Source organism: Frondihabitans sp. Leaf304, assembly GCF_001423105.1.
Taxonomy (GTDB): Bacteria; Actinomycetota; Actinomycetes; order Actinomycetales; family Microbacteriaceae; genus Frondihabitans.
The window spans coordinates 1,723,971-1,740,366 of record NZ_LMNV01000002.1; the positions used below are offsets into that span (position 1 = coordinate 1,723,971).

16 protein-coding genes are annotated in these 16,396 nt (G+C 68.3%); 6 read left to right on the forward strand and 10 right to left on the reverse strand.

Going from position 1 to position 16,396, the window contains the following annotated elements; all coding sequences use genetic code 11:
* Window positions 1–31 precede the first annotated feature (31 nt).
* The 3 genes from ASF54_RS07680 (at window position 32) to ASF54_RS07690 (ending at window position 2,566) form a co-directional block, all read left to right on the forward strand.
* Window positions 32–577, forward strand: coding sequence for an RNA polymerase sigma factor (locus ASF54_RS07680; protein ID WP_055960610.1), 546 nt, complete (start codon window positions 32–34; stop codon window positions 575–577).
* A complete protein-coding gene (locus ASF54_RS07685) occupies window positions 567–1,397 on the forward strand; it encodes a hypothetical protein (RefSeq protein ID WP_055960612.1) in 831 nt (276 codons plus the stop codon). The genes ASF54_RS07680 and ASF54_RS07685 overlap by 11 nt, the downstream gene beginning before the upstream one ends.
* A gap of 224 nt (window positions 1,398–1,621) precedes the next feature.
* Complete coding sequence (locus tag ASF54_RS07690) at window positions 1,622–2,566, forward strand: NADP-dependent oxidoreductase (protein ID WP_055960613.1); 945 nt, start codon at window positions 1,622–1,624, stop codon at window positions 2,564–2,566.
* A 114-nt stretch (window positions 2,567–2,680) separates the two neighbouring features.
* Here the strand turns inward: ASF54_RS07690 and ASF54_RS07695 are convergent, their stop codons facing one another.
* Genes ASF54_RS07695 through melA form a run of 8 tightly spaced genes read right to left on the reverse strand, consistent with a single transcriptional unit; the run spans window position 2,681 to window position 11,059 of the window.
* On the reverse strand, window positions 2,681–3,646 hold the full coding sequence (locus tag ASF54_RS07695; protein ID WP_055960615.1) for a 1-phosphofructokinase family hexose kinase: 966 nt from the start codon (window positions 3,644–3,646) through the stop codon (window positions 2,681–2,683).
* Entirely contained in the window at window positions 3,643–4,641 is a 999-nt protein-coding gene (locus ASF54_RS07700; protein ID WP_200919576.1) for a carbohydrate kinase family protein, read from the reverse strand. The genes ASF54_RS07695 and ASF54_RS07700 overlap by 4 nt, the downstream gene beginning before the upstream one ends.
* 5 nt (window positions 4,642–4,646) lie before the next feature.
* Complete coding sequence (locus ASF54_RS07705; protein WP_084816031.1) at window positions 4,647–5,555, reverse strand: carbohydrate ABC transporter permease; 909 nt, start codon at window positions 5,553–5,555, stop codon at window positions 4,647–4,649.
* A complete protein-coding gene (locus ASF54_RS07710; RefSeq protein WP_055960617.1) occupies window positions 5,555–6,505 on the reverse strand; it encodes a carbohydrate ABC transporter permease in 951 nt (316 codons plus the stop codon). The genes ASF54_RS07705 and ASF54_RS07710 overlap by 1 nt, the downstream gene beginning before the upstream one ends.
* Window positions 6,506–6,513: 8 nt before the next feature.
* On the reverse strand, window positions 6,514–7,848 hold the full coding sequence (locus ASF54_RS07715) for an extracellular solute-binding protein (RefSeq protein WP_055962280.1): 1,335 nt from the start codon (window positions 7,846–7,848) through the stop codon (window positions 6,514–6,516).
* A 51-nt stretch (window positions 7,849–7,899) separates the two neighbouring features.
* On the reverse strand, window positions 7,900–8,874 hold the full coding sequence (locus tag ASF54_RS07720) for an SIS domain-containing protein (RefSeq protein ID WP_235480971.1): 975 nt from the start codon (window positions 8,872–8,874) through the stop codon (window positions 7,900–7,902).
* On the reverse strand, window positions 8,871–9,746 hold the full coding sequence (locus ASF54_RS07725) for a class II fructose-bisphosphate aldolase (protein ID WP_055960619.1): 876 nt from the start codon (window positions 9,744–9,746) through the stop codon (window positions 8,871–8,873). Before ASF54_RS07725 ends, ASF54_RS07720 begins: the two co-directional genes overlap by 4 nt.
* Window positions 9,743–11,059 carry an alpha-galactosidase gene (gene melA / locus ASF54_RS07730; protein ID WP_055962286.1) on the reverse strand — a complete coding sequence of 439 codons (1,317 nt, stop codon included), beginning with the start codon at window positions 11,057–11,059 and terminating at the stop codon, window positions 9,743–9,745. The genes ASF54_RS07725 and melA overlap by 4 nt, the downstream gene beginning before the upstream one ends.
* Window positions 11,060–11,142: 83 nt before the next feature.
* Between melA and ASF54_RS07735 the strand changes: the two genes are divergently transcribed.
* The 3 genes from ASF54_RS07735 (at window position 11,143) to ASF54_RS07745 (ending at window position 13,895) form a co-directional block, all read left to right on the forward strand.
* Window positions 11,143–11,958 carry a DeoR/GlpR family DNA-binding transcription regulator gene (locus ASF54_RS07735; protein WP_194602219.1) on the forward strand — a complete coding sequence of 272 codons (816 nt, stop codon included), beginning with the start codon at window positions 11,143–11,145 and terminating at the stop codon, window positions 11,956–11,958.
* Complete coding sequence (locus ASF54_RS07740) at window positions 11,955–13,505, forward strand: glycoside hydrolase family 36 protein (RefSeq protein ID WP_084816033.1); 1,551 nt, start codon at window positions 11,955–11,957, stop codon at window positions 13,503–13,505. The genes ASF54_RS07735 and ASF54_RS07740 overlap by 4 nt, the downstream gene beginning before the upstream one ends.
* A 96-nt stretch (window positions 13,506–13,601) precedes the next feature.
* Window positions 13,602–13,895, forward strand: coding sequence for a hypothetical protein (locus ASF54_RS07745; RefSeq protein WP_055960621.1), 294 nt, complete (start codon window positions 13,602–13,604; stop codon window positions 13,893–13,895).
* Between the two features lie 90 nt (window positions 13,896–13,985).
* Here the strand turns inward: ASF54_RS07745 and ASF54_RS07750 are convergent, their stop codons facing one another.
* Together ASF54_RS07750 and ASF54_RS07755 are read right to left on the reverse strand one after the other, a co-directional pair.
* On the reverse strand, window positions 13,986–15,644 hold the full coding sequence (locus tag ASF54_RS07750; protein WP_055960623.1) for an MDR family MFS transporter: 1,659 nt from the start codon (window positions 15,642–15,644) through the stop codon (window positions 13,986–13,988).
* Entirely contained in the window at window positions 15,641–16,270 is a 630-nt protein-coding gene (locus ASF54_RS07755; protein WP_055960625.1) for a TetR/AcrR family transcriptional regulator, read from the reverse strand. The genes ASF54_RS07750 and ASF54_RS07755 overlap by 4 nt, the downstream gene beginning before the upstream one ends.
* Window positions 16,271–16,396: the final 126 nt, after the last annotated feature.

Here is a 16,396-nt window from a genome sequence, read left to right on the forward strand (position 1 = left end):
TTCTCGACATTGCTGTAGTGAAGGGGGAACGATGACGGATCCGGAAGACAGAGACGACGACGCCAGGCTGCTCGTTCGATTGGCACTGGGCGACAAAGCGGCGTTAGCGGTCGCCTTCGACAGATTCGCGCCGACGGTGACGAGGTACGCCTGGGCGATCGCTCCCAGCCGCATGGACGTGGAAGAGCTCGTGCAAGACACGCTCCTCACGCTCTGGCAGAAAGCGGCCGCCATCGAGTTACCCACGGAGTCACTCCTGCCGTGGCTTCTCGTCGTCTGCCGTAACCATGCCCGAAACCTCCGACGCCGTCAGGCCCGGGCGGAGAGCGATTCCCTGCCGGACGATCTCGAAGCACCACCAGCGGCCGAGGAAGCTCGAGAACACCTCCGCTGGGTACGCGCCGAGATCGACGCCCTCCCGACGCTGGATCGCCGCATCTGCGAGCTGTGCCTCCTCGAGGGCCGCTCCTATTCCGAAGCTGCCACGATTCTCGGACTGAGCGTTGGCGCCGTCACCAAGCGCGTCTCCCGATCGCGGACTCGACTCAAGAAGGCTGTGATGCACGATGAACACTGAACCTCCTCTCGGCGACGACTTCCAGCGTCTGCTCGTCGGCATGAAGCGGAGCGTCCTCGACCGAGCCGACGACGTCCGCCCCCGTCCTGTTCGACACCGACACGTGTGGCCGGTCGTGGGCCTGGTCGCGCTTCTGGCCGTCGGCAGCGTCAGCGGCGCCTACGCCGTCGGCCTCGTTCCCCATGACCTCTTCCTCGCGCCGACTGCAGCCCCGTCGCCGACAGTCTCCGAACCGCCGAGCCCATCGACGCCCGCAGCCGAGACCCCACCGGCAAGCTCCCCCGCGACACGGTCAGTCACCCCGACGTCGACAGCCAAGCCGTTCTCGATCGACGATCCCGGCACCTGGACGACCTCCTTCCGCGAGGTCGGACCCATCGCCCTCGGAGCACCCTATGTCGGCGAAATCGACGATCTCACCTCCGCGTACACCCGCGACAACGAGTCCTGCCCCAACCCGAACGTGTCGTTCTGGCACCGCACGGGCTCAGTGGAGCTCGTCGTCGAAAACACGGACGGAGTCGTCTCGGGCGTCTCGATCGGGCTCGTGTCACCCACTGACCCGTCGTACCGCACCACCGCACCGACGACTGCCGAGGGCGCCGGTATCGGCTCGACCCTGGCCCAGCTCAAAACCTTGTACCCGGACATCGAGAACACGGGAAACTACGGCGGCAGCGGCGCAGACGGCGGATTTGAATACTGGAGCATCCACTCCGCCGACGGCTACATCACCTTCGTACTCGGCGCCGACAACAGCCATGTCGGCCAGGTCTGGGTCGCGGCCACACCCCAACCGCCCTCCGAATTCTGCGGCTAGCCGTCGGTCAAGGATCAGACCAGCCGTCTATCCGCAGAACGTGGCGAAAAGAGCCACAGCACCAGATCTGTACAACCTGGTGGTGTCCCAAAAACAAGGTGTGCCGAAACGCATGGCTTTCGGCGGCGACGAGCGGGACGCGGCCATACCGAGAATTTCCACGTCCGACGCTGAACAAGAATTTAGCGGCCAAACCGCCAGCTCGCGCGCGTACAACGGGAGTCATGAAGGTCATCGGAGTCACCGAGTTCGGAGGGCCAGACGCCCTCGCCATCCACGAGGTCGAGGAGCCGCACGCGGGTCCCGGCGAGGTTCGCATCAGGGTCAGGGCGTTCGCTGTCAGCCCGACGGATGCTGGCGTCCGCGCTGGCGGCCGTGACCTCAGTCAGGCGGGCGAACCGCCTTATGTGCCGGGCATGGACGCGGCCGGCATTGTCGACGAGGTCGGCGAGGGGGTGACCCAGTGGCAGACGGGCGATGAGGTCATGGCGATCGCCCTTCCCCTCCGCGGACACGGTGGTGCCTATGTGCAGGTGCTCGTGGCACCGGTGGATTCCATCGCCCGGATTCCCACTGGCACCTCGCTCGAGGAGGCCAGCACGATCCCGATGAACGGTCTCACAGCGGTCCAGATCCTGGAGAAGGCCGGCCTCTCGGCCGGGCAGACGCTCCTCGTGACAGGTGCCCCGGGACTGCTCGGAAACTACCTCGTCCAGCTCGCGGAACAGCAGGGAATCACCGTGATCGCCGACGCGGCGGACAAGGACAGGGCGCTCGTCGAGTCGCTCGGCGCCGACCACATCGTGCCGCGTGGGGACGAGTTTGTGGCTGCAGTCCAAGCGATCGCCCCGCACGGTGTCGATGCGATCGCAGACACGGCGCTCCTCCACGAGCAGGCTGTCCCGCTGCTCCGTGAGGGTGGCGTATTCCTCGCCGTGCGCGGCTGGCAGGGCGACGGGACCCCCGGAATCCGGTTCGAGCAGGCGATGGTGTTCGACGAGTACCACTCCCAGGCCAAGCTTGACCGGCTGCGGCAGGCTGTGGAGGACGGCGTCCTCACACCCCGGGTCTCCGAGGTGCTTGCCGCGTCGGAGCCCGGGGCAGCCGCCGACGCCCACCGGCGGCTCGAAGCGGGCGGCACCCGTGGCAGGTTCGTCATGACCTGGTGAGTAAGTCCAGGCGCTCAGAGACGGGGTGGATGGCAGCCGCGAACGACATCGCTCTCGGTGACAGAGATGCCTGTCCCGTCTCTGGCCTGCAGCGTCGCTACCCCGGATCCGGCGTCAGAGTTGCGCGAGCAGGTCAGGACTGCGAGCTGCGAGCGGCGTGACGACGACCCGCGCGGCAAGAGACCGCGCGACAGAGGCGTCGAAGACAGCAGCACCGGGCACGAGGGCGTTCGCCGTCGCGGCTCCGGCCGCCAGGGCTACGGAGGCCGGCAGGTCGGCACCCGTGTCGAGCGCCGCGAGCAGGCCGCCGAGGTACGAGTCTCCGCTGCCGACGGGGTAGGCGCCGAAGGACCCCGCGGCGGGAGGCAGGGCGACGCGCCACAGGCCCGAAGCGTCGGCCGCGATCGAGCCGTGCGCTCCGTCGGTGACGACCACGTCGGATCCTGCGGCCTCTCGCAGTGCCGAGACCAGCGACGACAGCTCGACGTCGAGGGGCAGGTCGAGCGCCTCGGCCGCCTCGGCCCGGTTGACCTTCAGCAGCCCGACGCCGAACGATCCCAGCACTGAGCGTAGGGCCGGGCCGTGCGTGTCGAGGGCGAGGTGGGCTCCCTTCGCCGCGCAGAGCCGCGCGAGGTCGCCGAGCACCGGTTCGGCACCTGCCGGCAGGCCGCCAGAGAGCGACACCCAGGATCCGGCTCCCGCCACCCGCTCGAGCCCCTCCAGCACTTGTGAGAGCTCGTCATCGCCTAGCGCGACAGGGCGCTCGTAGATCTCGGTGAGCGTGCCCCCGGCTGCGGACGCGATCGACACGCACTGGCGGGTCTCGGTCGGCGACTCGACGACCTCCGCGGTGACGCCGTCGGCGTCGAGCAGTGCGGCAACGAGCCCGCCGAGGTGACCGCCGAGCACGGGCACGGCGGTCACCGCGGCCCCGAGGCGCACGGCGGCGCGGGCCGAGTTCAGCGCTTTGCCCCCGGCGACCCGGACGACCGACGTGGGCCGATGCGGCTCGCCGAGCACCAGATCATCGACGACGTAGCTCACATCGAGGGCGGGGCTGAGGGCGGCGACCGCGATCATGCGGTGGCCGCGGCAGTGGCGGACGCCGGGGCCGAGGTTGGGGCCGGTGTCGAAGTCGGCGCCGACAGGTCGAGGTGCGCCGCGATCTCGTCGCGGGTCGCGTGGGCCCCGCTGCCGCCGGCAACCCGGGTCGAGAGCGACCCCGCGGCCGTCGCCCACCGCAGCCGGATGCGCTCGTCGGTCTCGCCGAAGTGGAGCGCGGCGATGTAGCCCGCGTCGAAGCTGTCGCCGGCGCCGGTGGTATCGACGACGTCGAGCACGAGCCCGGGCGCCGAAAGGGTGGGCGACCCCGAGCGGACCGACCAGCCGCCGTCTCGCCCGGCCTTGACCACGACGGCGAGCCCCGGCGACGCGTCGACCAGGGCTGCGGCCGCCTGCTCGTCGGAGTCATGGCCGGGCGAGACGGCCCGCAACTCTTCGAGGTTGGGGAGGAACACGTCGACGTACGGCAGGACCGCGTCGAGACCGAGCCACTCGCCCGCGGGATCCCAGTTGGTGTCGAGGCTGATCGTGAGGCCGCGTGATCGGAGCTCCGGTAGCAGGGTCGGCAGCGAGGCGGCGAGGCCTGGTAGCAGGAAGAACGATGCGAAGTGCACGTGCGTGAAAGCGCCGGCGTCGGCCGCCGCCAGCACGTCGGCAGCCGTGACCCGCACCATCGCCCCCTTCGCCGTCAGGATCGAGCGGTCTTCCGGTGCCGACAGGATCACGCTGAGCCCCGTCGTCTCGCCGGGGACGACGCGCACGAACGAGGTGTCGACGCCGTCGAGGGCGGCCAGCGTGAACCGACCGAACTCGTCGTCGCCGACGCAGGCGACCAGTGCGACCGGCACGCCGAGTCGGGCGAGGCCGTGGGCGACGATGCCGGCCGACGACCCGAGCACGAGCGACGAGGCGTCGAGCAGCTGCTCCTCCTGGCCGAACCTCGGCACGACGTCGCCGGTCAGCACGAGGTCGACGTTGGCGTCTCCGACGACGAGGATCCCGGGGTCTGTCATGAGGGTCATCCTTTCAACCCGGCGAACGTCATGGTCGCCACGAACTGCTTCTGTGCCGCGAGGAAGAACAGGATGAGCGGCAGCGTCGCGATCACGTTGCCGGCCATGAGCAGAGACCACTCGGTGCGCCTGGTGCCCTGAAAATTGGTCAGCCCGAGCTGCAGGGTGAAGGCGTGGTCGTTGTTGATCGCGATGAGCGGCCAGACCAGGTCGTTCCACGAGCCGAGCAGGGTGAAGATCGCCAGCGTCGCAAGGGCCGGCTTCGCGAGCGGCAGCACGATGCGGAAGAACACCTGCAGGCGGGTGCAGCCGTCGATGAGACCGGCCTCCTCCAGCTCGGCGGGGAGAGAGAGGAAGAACTGCCGCATCAGGAAGATGCCGAACGCCGATGCGAGCCACGGCACGATGGCCGCGCTCAGGTGATCGACGAGGCCGAGACGGGCGAACATGATGTAGGTCGGGATCATCAGCAGCTGGGTCGGCACCATGATCGTGGCGAGGATCGCCAGAAAGCCGAACGAGCGACCCGGAAACTTCAATCGGGCGAAGCCGTAGCCGGCGAGCGAGCAGAGCACGAGGTGCGACGCGATGGCCGACGCCGAGACGATCGCGGTGTTCAGCAGCCAGTGCAGGATGTCGGACTGCTCGAACAGCTTCTGATAGCCGTCGAGCGTGAAGTGCGACGGGATGAAGGCGGGCGGGAACTTGTTGATCTCGGAGGCCGGCTCGACGCTGGTCAGGAACATCTCGACGAACGGCAGGAGGAAGAGGAACGCCACGGGCACGAGCAGAAAGTGCCAGCCGCTGAACGGCAGCTTGCGCCGGCGGGCCCGCGCCGAGGGGGCGGGCGGGTGGACGACACCGCCCGCGTTCGCCAGCGGCGTCGACGGGAGAATGGGGGCTTCGACACTCATCAGAAGGCCTCTCGTCCGGACTTGCGCGAGTAGACGGCGACCGCGATCGTCACGAGGAGCGTGACGAAGAAGAGGCCGTAGGCGACGGCGGAGCCATAGCCGAACTGCAGGTTCTGGAAGGCGACCTTCCACAGGTAGTACACGATCGTCTGGGTCGCCTCGAGCGGGCCGCCGCGGGTGGTCGTGTAGACGAGGTCGAACAGCTGGATCGCCTGCAGGGTCTGGTAGATGCCGACAAACACGGTGACCGGAGCGAGCTGCGGCCAGACCACGCGCCAGAAGATCTGCCACGAGTTCGCCCCGTCGATGCGGGCCGCCTCGACGACGTCGCCGGGAACATCCTGGAGCGCCGCCAGGTAGATGACCGTCGTGAAAGCGGCCTGACCCCAGAGCGACATGATCGTGATGACGACCATCGCCTCGTGCCGGTCTTCCAGCCACCCCTGCTCGGGCAGGCCGACGACGCGGAGCACGTTGTTGATGAGACCGAACTGGGGGCTGAACAGGTAGGTCGTCAGGATGCCCGTGGCCGCTGCCGACGCCACGAAGGGCACGAAAATCGCCGTGCGGTACAGGCCGATGAATCGGATCCTGCGGTTGAGGGCCACCGCGAGGAACAACCCGAGCAGCACCGACGCCGGCACGAAGAGAACGGTGTAGATCGCCGTGTGCGCCACCGCTCCCTGCAGCTCGGGGTCGGCGATCATGTCGCGGTAGTTGCCGGTGCCGACCGAGATCGGGTCGCTGAAGCCGTCCCACTTCTGGAACGAGAGCAGGAAGGCCCACACCCCGGGGAACACCGTCAAACCGAGCACGATCACGAGGGCGGGGGCGACGAAGCCCCAGCCTTCGAGGGCCTCGCGCCACGACCGGTGCCGACGTGACGCACGGCGAGCGGTCGACGACCGGGGCGGGGCACCCTCGGGCGGCCGGAGAGCGGATGTCGTCATGGTCGCGCCTAGTTCTCGGCGAGCGCTTTGTCGGCGGCTGTCGCGGCAGTCTTCAGGGCATCGCCCGGGTTTCCCTGCCCCTGCAGCACCTGCGAGACGGCGTCGCCGACCGCACTCGAGAGCCCGACGTAGCCGGGCACGGTCGGCCGAGCCTTCTTGGCATTCGCCGCATTGGCCTGCATCACGTCGAGGCCGGGGAGCGCCTTGACCTGGGCGAGGAACTCAGCGCTGGTCGCCTCGCTCGAGCGCAGCGGCAGGTTGCCGACGGCGACGTTGAACTTCTCGTCCTGGTCTTTCGACGTGAGCCACTCGGTGAACTGCGTCGACCAGTAGGCGCGGTTGGCGTCTTTGTGGTCGAACAGGGTCCAGAGATCGGGGCCCGACACCGTCTGGTGGTCGCCGTTCGTTCCCGGCAGCTGCACGACGCCGTACGACGTGCCGGCGGTCTTGAGTGCCGAGAGCTCCCACGGGCCGGAGGTGATCATGCCGACGTGGTCGCTCTCGAAGAGCTGGGCGAACTTGGTGTCGGTCTGATCGAGGTAGACGCTCTTGTCGGTCACGGCGAGGTCGCGCAGGTACGTCACCGCGTCGACGCCGGCCATGGAGTCGAAGGCCGACTTGGTGCCGTCGGACGAGAGGATGTCGCCGCCGTTCTGCCACAGGTGCGGCCACAGCTGCCAGGTGGTCTCTTCGCTGCCCGACACCGAGTAGCCGTAGCCGTAGGTGTTCGTGCTCGAGTCGGTGAGCTTCTTCGCGGCGGTGCGGAAGTCGCTCCACGTCCAGTCTTTGGTCGGGTAGTCGACCCCGGCCTTGTCGAAGACGGTCTTGTTGTACAGCAGCGAGATGTTGTCGACGACCGCCGGGAACCCGATGGTCTTCTTACCCGTCGGCTGTGCCGTTGCGCGGGCGGCCGAGGTGAACTCGTCCCACTTGACGTCGGGCTTCGCCACTTCGTCGGTGATGTCGAGCGTGCGGTTCGACCGTTCCAGCTGGCTGGCCCAGGATCCGAAGGTGTACGACACGTCGGGATACGTGCCTCCCGCAAAGCTCGCCGACAGCTTTTGCAGCAGCTGATCGGTCGACGATGCCCCGGGCGACAGGTCGATCGAGACGTTCGGGTGCTCCTTCTCGTACTCCGAGACGAGGCCCTCGAGGATCTTCTCGGCGGCGTCGTTCTGCCCCGACCAGACCGTCAGCTTGACGTCCGCCTTGGTGTCGAGGGTCGAGGATCCGCCGCCCGACCCGGCACAACCGGTGAGGAGAGCGGCGGTGGCGACGGTGGCGAGGCCGAGGGCCAGGCCGCGGCGGATGGACGAGGGGCGTGGTGCGGAGGAACGGGACATCGGGAACTCCACTGGTCGAAGGGTGGTGATGCGGGAAGGGAGAACGGAGGGTCAGCCGAGAACGACGGAGCGCGTCAGGCCCCGCGGGGTATCGGGGTTGAGGCCCTGGCTCTCAGCGAGTGCGACCGCGATCCGGTGCGCCTCGGTGAGCTGCACGAGCGGGTCGAGCCCGTTCGTGTGGACGGTTGCGCCCGTCGACTCGATGTCAGCGACGAGCGTCGGGTCGACGTCCCCGAAGACGAAGACGAGCGAGCGCTCCTTCGCGACGGCGATGGGGCCGTGCCGATAGTCGAGCAGCGGGTACGACTCCGACCACGCCTGGGCCGCCTCGCGGATCTTCAGGGCGGCCTCCTGGGCCAGGCCGTAGGTCCAGCCGCTGCCGAGGTAGACGTAGTGGTCGAAGGCCGTGACATCGACGTCGAGGGCAGCGGCGAGACTCGTCCGTGCCTCCTCGACGAGGTGGGAGGTGTCGTACCCGTAGAAGGCTCGGGCGGCGGCGAGCAGGGTGGTCGGGAACCGCGTCTGCACCACCGACTCCTCGTCGGCGTAGTCGAGCACGAGCGTGGCGTCGACCAATTCGTCGACCGGCATCCCGCCGACCGCGACGATCGCGGTGAGCGCCGGGGCTGAATCGGAGTCGCTGTCGCTGGCGGCCCGGGCCGCCACCAGTGCTTCCAATATCTCGGTCGTCGTCCCGGAGCGGGTGATGGCGACGATCCGGTCGTAGCGCCGCCCCGGCTTCCACTCCGAGCCGTAGGCCGCATCGGTCTCGCCGAGACCGGCGCGCTCGCGGAGGGAGGCCAGCGACTCGGCGACGAACGCGGAGGTTCCGCAGCCGACGAACAGCACGCGCTCCCCCGGCAGGCCGAGGTACGGCCCGAAGGCGGGCGACTCGACCAGCGATCTCGCCCAGGTGTCCGGCTGGCTCTGGATCTCGGCGGTCGTCTTGCTCGACGGGGTGGTCGCGCTCGACGGCGTGGTCGCGCTCGACGGGGAACTGGTGCTCGACGGGGTGGTCGTGCTCATCGGGATGCCTTTCGAGACAGGAGCGCCGGCGAGATGACCTCGCAGAAACGCTGGACGAGGTCGGCGACGGCGTCACGGGCCGGGGCGACGTACTTGCGGGGATCGGTGGCGCGGTCGTCGGCGTCGAGGAAGCTGCGAACGCTGCCGGTGTAGGCGATGTTGAGGGCGGTGCCGACGTTGATCTTGCGGATCCCCGCGGCTACGGCCTCGCGGATCACGTCGTCCGGCACGCCCGACGACCCGTGCAGCACGAGCGGCACCGGAACGGCGGCTGCGAGCGCCGCGATCAGCTCGAGGTCGAGGGAGGCGTCGCGGGTGGCCATGGCGTGTGACGACCCGACGGCGACGGCGAGACCGTCGACCCCGGTCGCGGCGACGAACGAGGCGGCCTCCGCAGGATCCGTGCGGACGCCGGGTGCATGCGCGCCGTCCTTGCCGCCGATCGCCCCGAGCTCGGCTTCGACCCAGAGGCCGGCCGCGTGGGCACGACCCACCGCGTCCGCCGTTGTGCGTACGTTGTCGGCGTAGTCAAGTGTCGATGCGTCGACCATGATCGACCCGATGCCGAACGCGCTTCCGAGGGCGATCCCCTCGTCGATCAGCACGGGGTCCTCGATGTGGTCGAGGTGGATGCCGATGTCGACCGGGGCGGCCTCGGCGAGCTCCCGACAGGCGGCGATGAGCGGGCGCATCCCGCCGCCGTGGAAGCGGATGGCGTTCTCGCTGATCTGCAGCAGCACCGGGATACCCGCGCGGGACGCCCCGAGCACGATTCCCTCGGCATGCTCCAGCCCGATCACGTTGAAGCTCGGCACGGCCGTGCGACGCTCCACTGCTGCCGCGACGAGGTCGCCGACCGGTGCCCCGGTCACAGGGCGCTCGCCGGGATGAGCTCGCGGAGCGGCTCGGGCAGGAGGTCGCCATGGGCGGTGACGAGGTCGTTGCACAACTCCCAGATCTGCTCGGGAGTGAGAGTCGACGACGCATTCGGGTCGACGAGCACGGCCTGGCGGAGGAGCTTCGGGTCGCCGGTGCGAGCGGCCTCGATGGTCAGCTCGTTCACCGAGAGGTAGGAGCGGTTGATCGCCGCGGCCTGCACGGGCAGCGAGCCCATCGGCTGCGGGCGGATCCCGTCTGCGCCGACAAGCGTCGGCACCTCGACCACTGCACCCTGCGGCAGATTGTCGATCAGGCCCCGGTTCACGACGTTTGCGTGGATCTCGCGCTCGGTGCCCGTGACGAGCGAGTGGATGACCTGGGGCGCGTACTCGGCGGCCCCCTCCTCGAGCTCGAGCGGGGAGCCGCTTTCGAGCGACGCCTCGGCCGCGTGGAACTCGGCGACGTTCTCCTCCGAGATGCCGAGGTATTCGAGCGGTCGCAACCGGAACTTGTCGATCTGCTCGGGCGAGCGAAGGAACCAGGGCAGGTACTCCGACGAGTGCTCGCTCGTCTCGGTCGGGTAGTAGCCCACACGGCGGAAGATCTCGACGCGGACGCGTCGTTCCAGTTCAGGATCCGCGCGAATCCGATCCCGCAGCACCGGGTAGAGGTCGCGGCCCTCGTGGCTCCACTCCAGCATCCAGGCCTGGTGGTTGACGCCGGCGGCGCGGAACCGGGTCTCGGAGACGGGCACGCCGACGAGCTCGGCCAGGTCGTGCGCCGTCCAGTAGACGCTGTGGCAGAGGCCGAGGGCGGTCAGCTCGGGGGCGACGACGCTGGTCCACCAGATGTTCATCGCCATCGGGTTCGTGTAGTTCAAGAACACGGCGTTCGGGGCGACCTCGCGGATGTCGGCCGTGAGCGCAGTGAGGAACGGGAAGGTGCGCAGCGCACGGAAGACGCCGCCGACGCCCGTCGTGTCGCCGATCGTCTGGTGCAGGCCGTACCGCTCGGGAATCTCGAGGTCTTTGCGGGTGGCGTCGATGCCACCGATCTGCACCATGTCGATCACGAAGTCGGTGCCCTCGAGCGCGCGGCGGCGGTCGAGGGTCGCCGTGATGGTGATCGGCCGACCGAAACGCTCGCTCACCTGACGCGCCGTACCCTCGGCGACGGCGAGACGCGATTCGTCGATGTCGTGCAGGCGGAGGTCGAGGGGTCCGAGGTCGTCGAACCCGAGAAGGTCGGCCAGGAGCTGACGCGTGAAAACAACGCTGCCTGCTCCGATGAAGGTCACTCGTGTCATGTGGACGATCATTCTGGTGACTGCGCGTTTCGTGCAATGATATGCGTGAAACGATCACTATCGCTGAGCGAATAGGAAACAGGGTGGCAACAATCGACCTCGACGTCTCGCCGCGAGCGGCCTCGTCGAAGCGATCCGACCGCATGGTCGCGATCATCTCCTCGCTCGGCGAGCGCGGTTCGGCGTCGTTCGCCGATCTCGCGACGGAGCTCGGCGTCTCGGCGGCGACTATTCGCCGCGACCTCGCCGACCTCGAAGACCAGGGCCTCCTCGCCCGCACCCACGGTGGCGCCCGAGCCTTCACCTCGGCGGCCGAGGTGCCGGTCGGTCTCCGCGACTCGCAGTTCCGGCTGGCAAAGCAGCTCATTGCCCGACGCGCCGCGACCCTGCTGCCCGACGGCCCCTACGCGATCGCGATCGGCGGCGGAACGACCGCCGCCGGAGTCGCCCGGGCCCTGATGTTCCGCACCGACCTCACCATCGTCACCAACTCGCTCACCACCGCCACCGAGATCGCGTCCCGCCCCAACATCAAGGTCATCATGACCGGCGGCGTGATCCGCTCCCAGTCGTTCGAACTCGTCGGCGCCCTCGCCGAGAATGCCTTCAACGCGATCAACGTCGGCACCGCGATCCTGGGGATGGACGGCATCGGCTCGGTCGGCGGCGCAACCACCCACGACGAGACAGAAGCCCGCACCAACACGGCGATGGTGCGCCACGCTCAGAGGGTGATCGTCGTCGCCGACTCGTCGAAGGTCGGCCGCGTCACGCTCGCCAAGGTCGCCGACCTCACCGAGATCCACGACCTCGTCACCGACTCCGGTGCCGACCCCGACGAGCTAGCGCGCATCCGCGATCGCGGCGTCCGCGTGCACGTCGTGGAGGTGGCGGAATGACCGCCGACGCGACACTCCGACTGCGCCTCGTCGAGAACGAACTCCGGTTCGACGACGAGACCGCGATGGCCGCGACCGCGATCGACGGCGGGTGGATTCTGCCGGCCGGGCCGGTCTCGGTCACGCACGATCTCGGATCCTGCGCTTTCTACCGGCACGGCTGGAACTCGTGGTCACCGACGGGCTGGGCACCGCTCACCGACAGCCCGATGCGCATCTACGGCGACGCACCCCGTCTACTGACGGCCGACGACGCCGCCACCGACCGGCCCGACCTACACGAGGGCTCGGGCCTCGGCGCACTCGAACTGCCCGACGGCCAGGTGCTCCTGCTGGGCGCGCTCGGGCTCGGTACGCCGCGCGTCGGCGCCTCGCCCGACGAGCTGTGGGCGACTCTCGAGAGCCAAGGATCCGAGTGGTTTCTCGGTCTCGGAGACGAGGCTGACGTGTTCGCCCGCTACGCCGAATTGCTGCGCGAGCGGCTCGGCACCCCGCCCGCCGAGCGCGTCGACACCCTCTGGTGCAGCTGGTACTCGTTCTTCGAAGACATAGACGAGACGCTCGTGAATAAGACGATCGACGACCTCGGCGACCTGCCCTTCGACGTCGTGCAGCTCGACGACGGCTGGGAGCGAATCGTCGGCGACTGGACGGCCAACGAGCGCTTCCCCTCCGGCATGGCGGCCCTCGCCGAGCGGATCACCGCGCGCGGCTCTCGGCCGGGTCTCTGGCTGGCGCCCTTCATCTGCCTTCCCGATTCGGCGATCGTGCGCGACCACCCCGACTGGCTCGTGCACGCCGCGTCGGGCGAGCCGCTCGTCGCCGGCTACAACTGGGATTCGCACTACTACGCCCTCGACACCACTCACCCGGCCGCTGCCGAGCACCTCGATCGCGTCTTCGCCGAACTCGTCGGGTTCGGTTTCCGCTACCTCAAGCTCGACTTCCTCTATGCGGGCGGACTACCGGGGGTCCGCCATCTCGACCTCCCGCGCGAGCAGGTCTACCGCGATGCGCTCCTCAGGATCCGACGGGTCGTCGGCGACGACGTCTACCTTCTCGGCTGCGGGGCTCCACTCCTGCCATCGGTCGGCGTGCTCGACGGGGTCCGCGTGGGCCCCGACACCGCCTCCGACTGGGTGCGACCCGGCACCGTCGAAGATCCCAGTCACGAGGGCGGGTTGAACGGCCTCACGGCGTCGGTCGAGCGGCTCTGGATGAGCGACCTCTTTCAGGTCGACCCCGACGTGGCGTTCTTCCGGTCGGCGCACACGACGTTGACACCCGAGCAGCGCGAGGCCCTGCAGTTGATCGCCCGGGTCTCCGGGTTCCGGTCGACGTCGGATCCCATTGACTGGCTATCGGCAGACGAGGCCGATTCGCTCCGGGTGTTTCTCGAGCGCTCCGAAGAGGTCCGACGCATCGGGCGCTACCGGTACGAGGTGGGCGACGAAGTTGTCGACTTCACGCCGTTCGTCCGAGAGGTCCGCACCGGGCGGGAGCACCTGCGCGAAACGAACCTCGTCGCGCCCGGGGCGAGCGAGTAGCATCGCCCTCACGCTGATCTGCCCGGACCCCGCAGACCAGAGCCTCTCCGCTTGTCGGAGGCCGGCTGCACATCGGAGCACGATCTCGGAGGTCCCATGAATCGCATCACCCTCACCATCGATGGCAAGCGCTACCGGCTGTCGAACGAGACTGACCTCGACCTTCTGCAGAAATCGGTTCTGCGTGCGGTCCGACGAGGTGACTTCTTGACGTTCACTCCCCTCGGTTTTCAGCGAGTCTCCGTGCTCGTCTCGCTCAGCTCGTCGATCACGGTCGACACCGTCGAAGAGGTTCAGCCCGGAGTCAGCTCGCTGACCCGCGTCGACGCTCTCGACAGCGACTACGACTACTCGCCCACGCAGCTGGAGCGGCAGCGCTACGGCAGCTGACCGTCTGGTGCGTCAGAGGCGGCCCCGCCCACCCGGCCCTTACGGATGGTTACCGAGATAACCATCCGTAAGGGGAGGTCGAGCCGATGCTTAGCGCCGACCGGAGGGGGTTTTCGGATCCTTCGCCGTGCGACCTGCCTCGAGGCGCTCGGCCTCCAGCCGCTCCGCCTCTTCTCCACTGATCGCCTCGCCGCGCGCGACCATTCCCGAAACCTCCGAGAGCGGGATCTCTTTCAAGAAGAGAGACAGCACGAACGCGACCGCGATCAGCGGGATCAGGTACCAGAACACGGGAGCCAGCGAGTCGGCGTAAGCCGCCACGACGAGGTCGTGCAGGGCCGTCGGCAGCTTGTTGAGGGCCGCAGGATCCAGAGTGGACGTCGCCGACGACGCATCAGACGAAGAGGCTCCCGCACCCGTGAACACGTCGGTGAGCTTCTCGGTGAGACGGCTGGTGAAGATCGCGCCGAACACCGCCACACCCAGAGCCGAACCGACCTCGCGGAAGTAGTTGTTCGTGCTCGTCGCCGTTCCGACGTCTTTCGCGGGGACAGCGTTCTGCACGACCAAGACCACGACCTGCATGATCGAGCCGAGCCCGGCACCGAAGATGAACAGGAACACGCAGATCAGCCAGATCGGGGTGTCGGCGGTGAGCGTCGTCATCAAGAACATCGCGATGCCGACGAGCACGGTGCCGACGATCGGGAAGGCCTTGTAGCGGTTGGTCTTCGAGATGACCTGACCGGAAAGGATCGACATGCCGATCAGGCCGACCATCATCGGAAGGAGCAGCAGTCCGGAGGCGGCCGCCGACGCACCCGACGCCATCTGCAGGAACGTGGGGATGAAGGCGAGCGCCGCGAACATCGCGATACCCAAGACGAAGCCGATCGCCGTCGCGATCACGAAGACGCGGTTCTTGAAGAAGGCCAGCGGGATGATCGGATCGTCGGCGCGGTTCTCGACCAGGATGAACAGGGTCACCGCGACCAGCAGGGCGGCGCCGAACAGCCAGGTCTCGGGGGCGCCCCAGCCGTGCAGCGAATTGCCGCCGAACTCGGTGAAGAAGATGAGCGACGCGGTCGCGGCCGACAGCAGGATGATGCCCGGCACGTCGATCTTCTTCGTGGCCTTCTTGCTGGGCAGGGTCAGGGTGAACCAGGCGATCGCGAACGCCGCGATGCCGACCGGGATGTTGATGTAGAAAGCCCAGTTCCAGGTCAGGTGATCGACGAAGAAGCCGCCGAGGAGAGGGCCGCCGACAGCCGCGAGACCGAAGATGCCGCCCAGCGGGCCGAGGTACTTGCCGCGCTCCGAGGCGGGGACGATGTCGGCGATGATCGCCTGCGAGAGGATCATCAGACCGCCGCCGCCGAGGCCCTGGAGGGCGCGGAAGACGACGAACATCCAGAAGTCCGACGCGAACGCGCAGCCGATCGAGGCGAGAGTGAACAGCGCGATCGCCGTCAGGAAGAGGTTGCGTCGCCCGAGCACGTCGCCGAACTTGCCGTAGATCGGCATGACGATGGTCGTCGCGAGCAAGTAGGCCGTCGTGATCCAGGCCTGGTGCTCAACGCCGCCGAGCTGCCCCACGATCGTCGGCATAGCCGTCGACACGATCGTCTGATCGAGGCTCGACAGGAGCATGCCGGCGATCAGCGCGGCGAAGATGATCCAGATACGGCGCTGCGTCAACAGCAGCGGGCCGTCGCCGCTCTTCGGAGGGGCGGTCTTCTCGGTGGTCATGGGCTGGGCACCAGTCTTTTCGTGGGGAGGGGGGCGAAGAGCTCGCGGGCCGCTTGGACCCGCTCGCGAAGGATGTCGGCGAAGGGAACGACGTCGGCCCCGTGAAGATAGGTGTCGATGCTCAGGCGGACGAGCGCCTCGAACGTGACGATGGCGACCCGGATCGGCAGAAGATCGGCGTCGCCTTGGCTCTGGGCGAGACGCGCGATGAACCGCTCCTGCTCGCTGCGGCCGGAATCGATCATGGCCGCGATCAGCTTCGGCTCGCGCTGCATCGATCCGACGAAGTCGGCGAGGTCGGATGCCGTCGGGCCCATGGCCTCGAAGTGCCCGATGGCCACCTCGACGAGGTCGTCGACGAGCGGGCGGCGCTCCTCGGGGTGCACCGCGCGAGCCGCGAGGAAGTCGTCGACGAGAGCGCTGTCGAGCCCGTTCTCGACGCCGAGCACCGCCGACTCCTTCGTCGGGAAGTAGTTGAAGAAGGTGCGACGCGAGACGCCCACCTGGTCGCAGAGCTCTTGGATCGTGAAGCCGGTGAGCCCCTCGCGGGCCGTCAGGTGCCGGGCGCGCGCGACGAGGGCCGCGCGAGTGCGCAGCTGCCGCTTGCCGGTTACGTCGAGTGCCACCCATAGAGGATTGCACTCTTACGCTGAGAGTGCATGGTACTGGGGTACCGGTCTTGCCCCGCCGCCGCCGAATTTGAAGGAAAAAAGCACCCCCGCCGACGGCTTCATGCCGATCGGCGGGGGGGG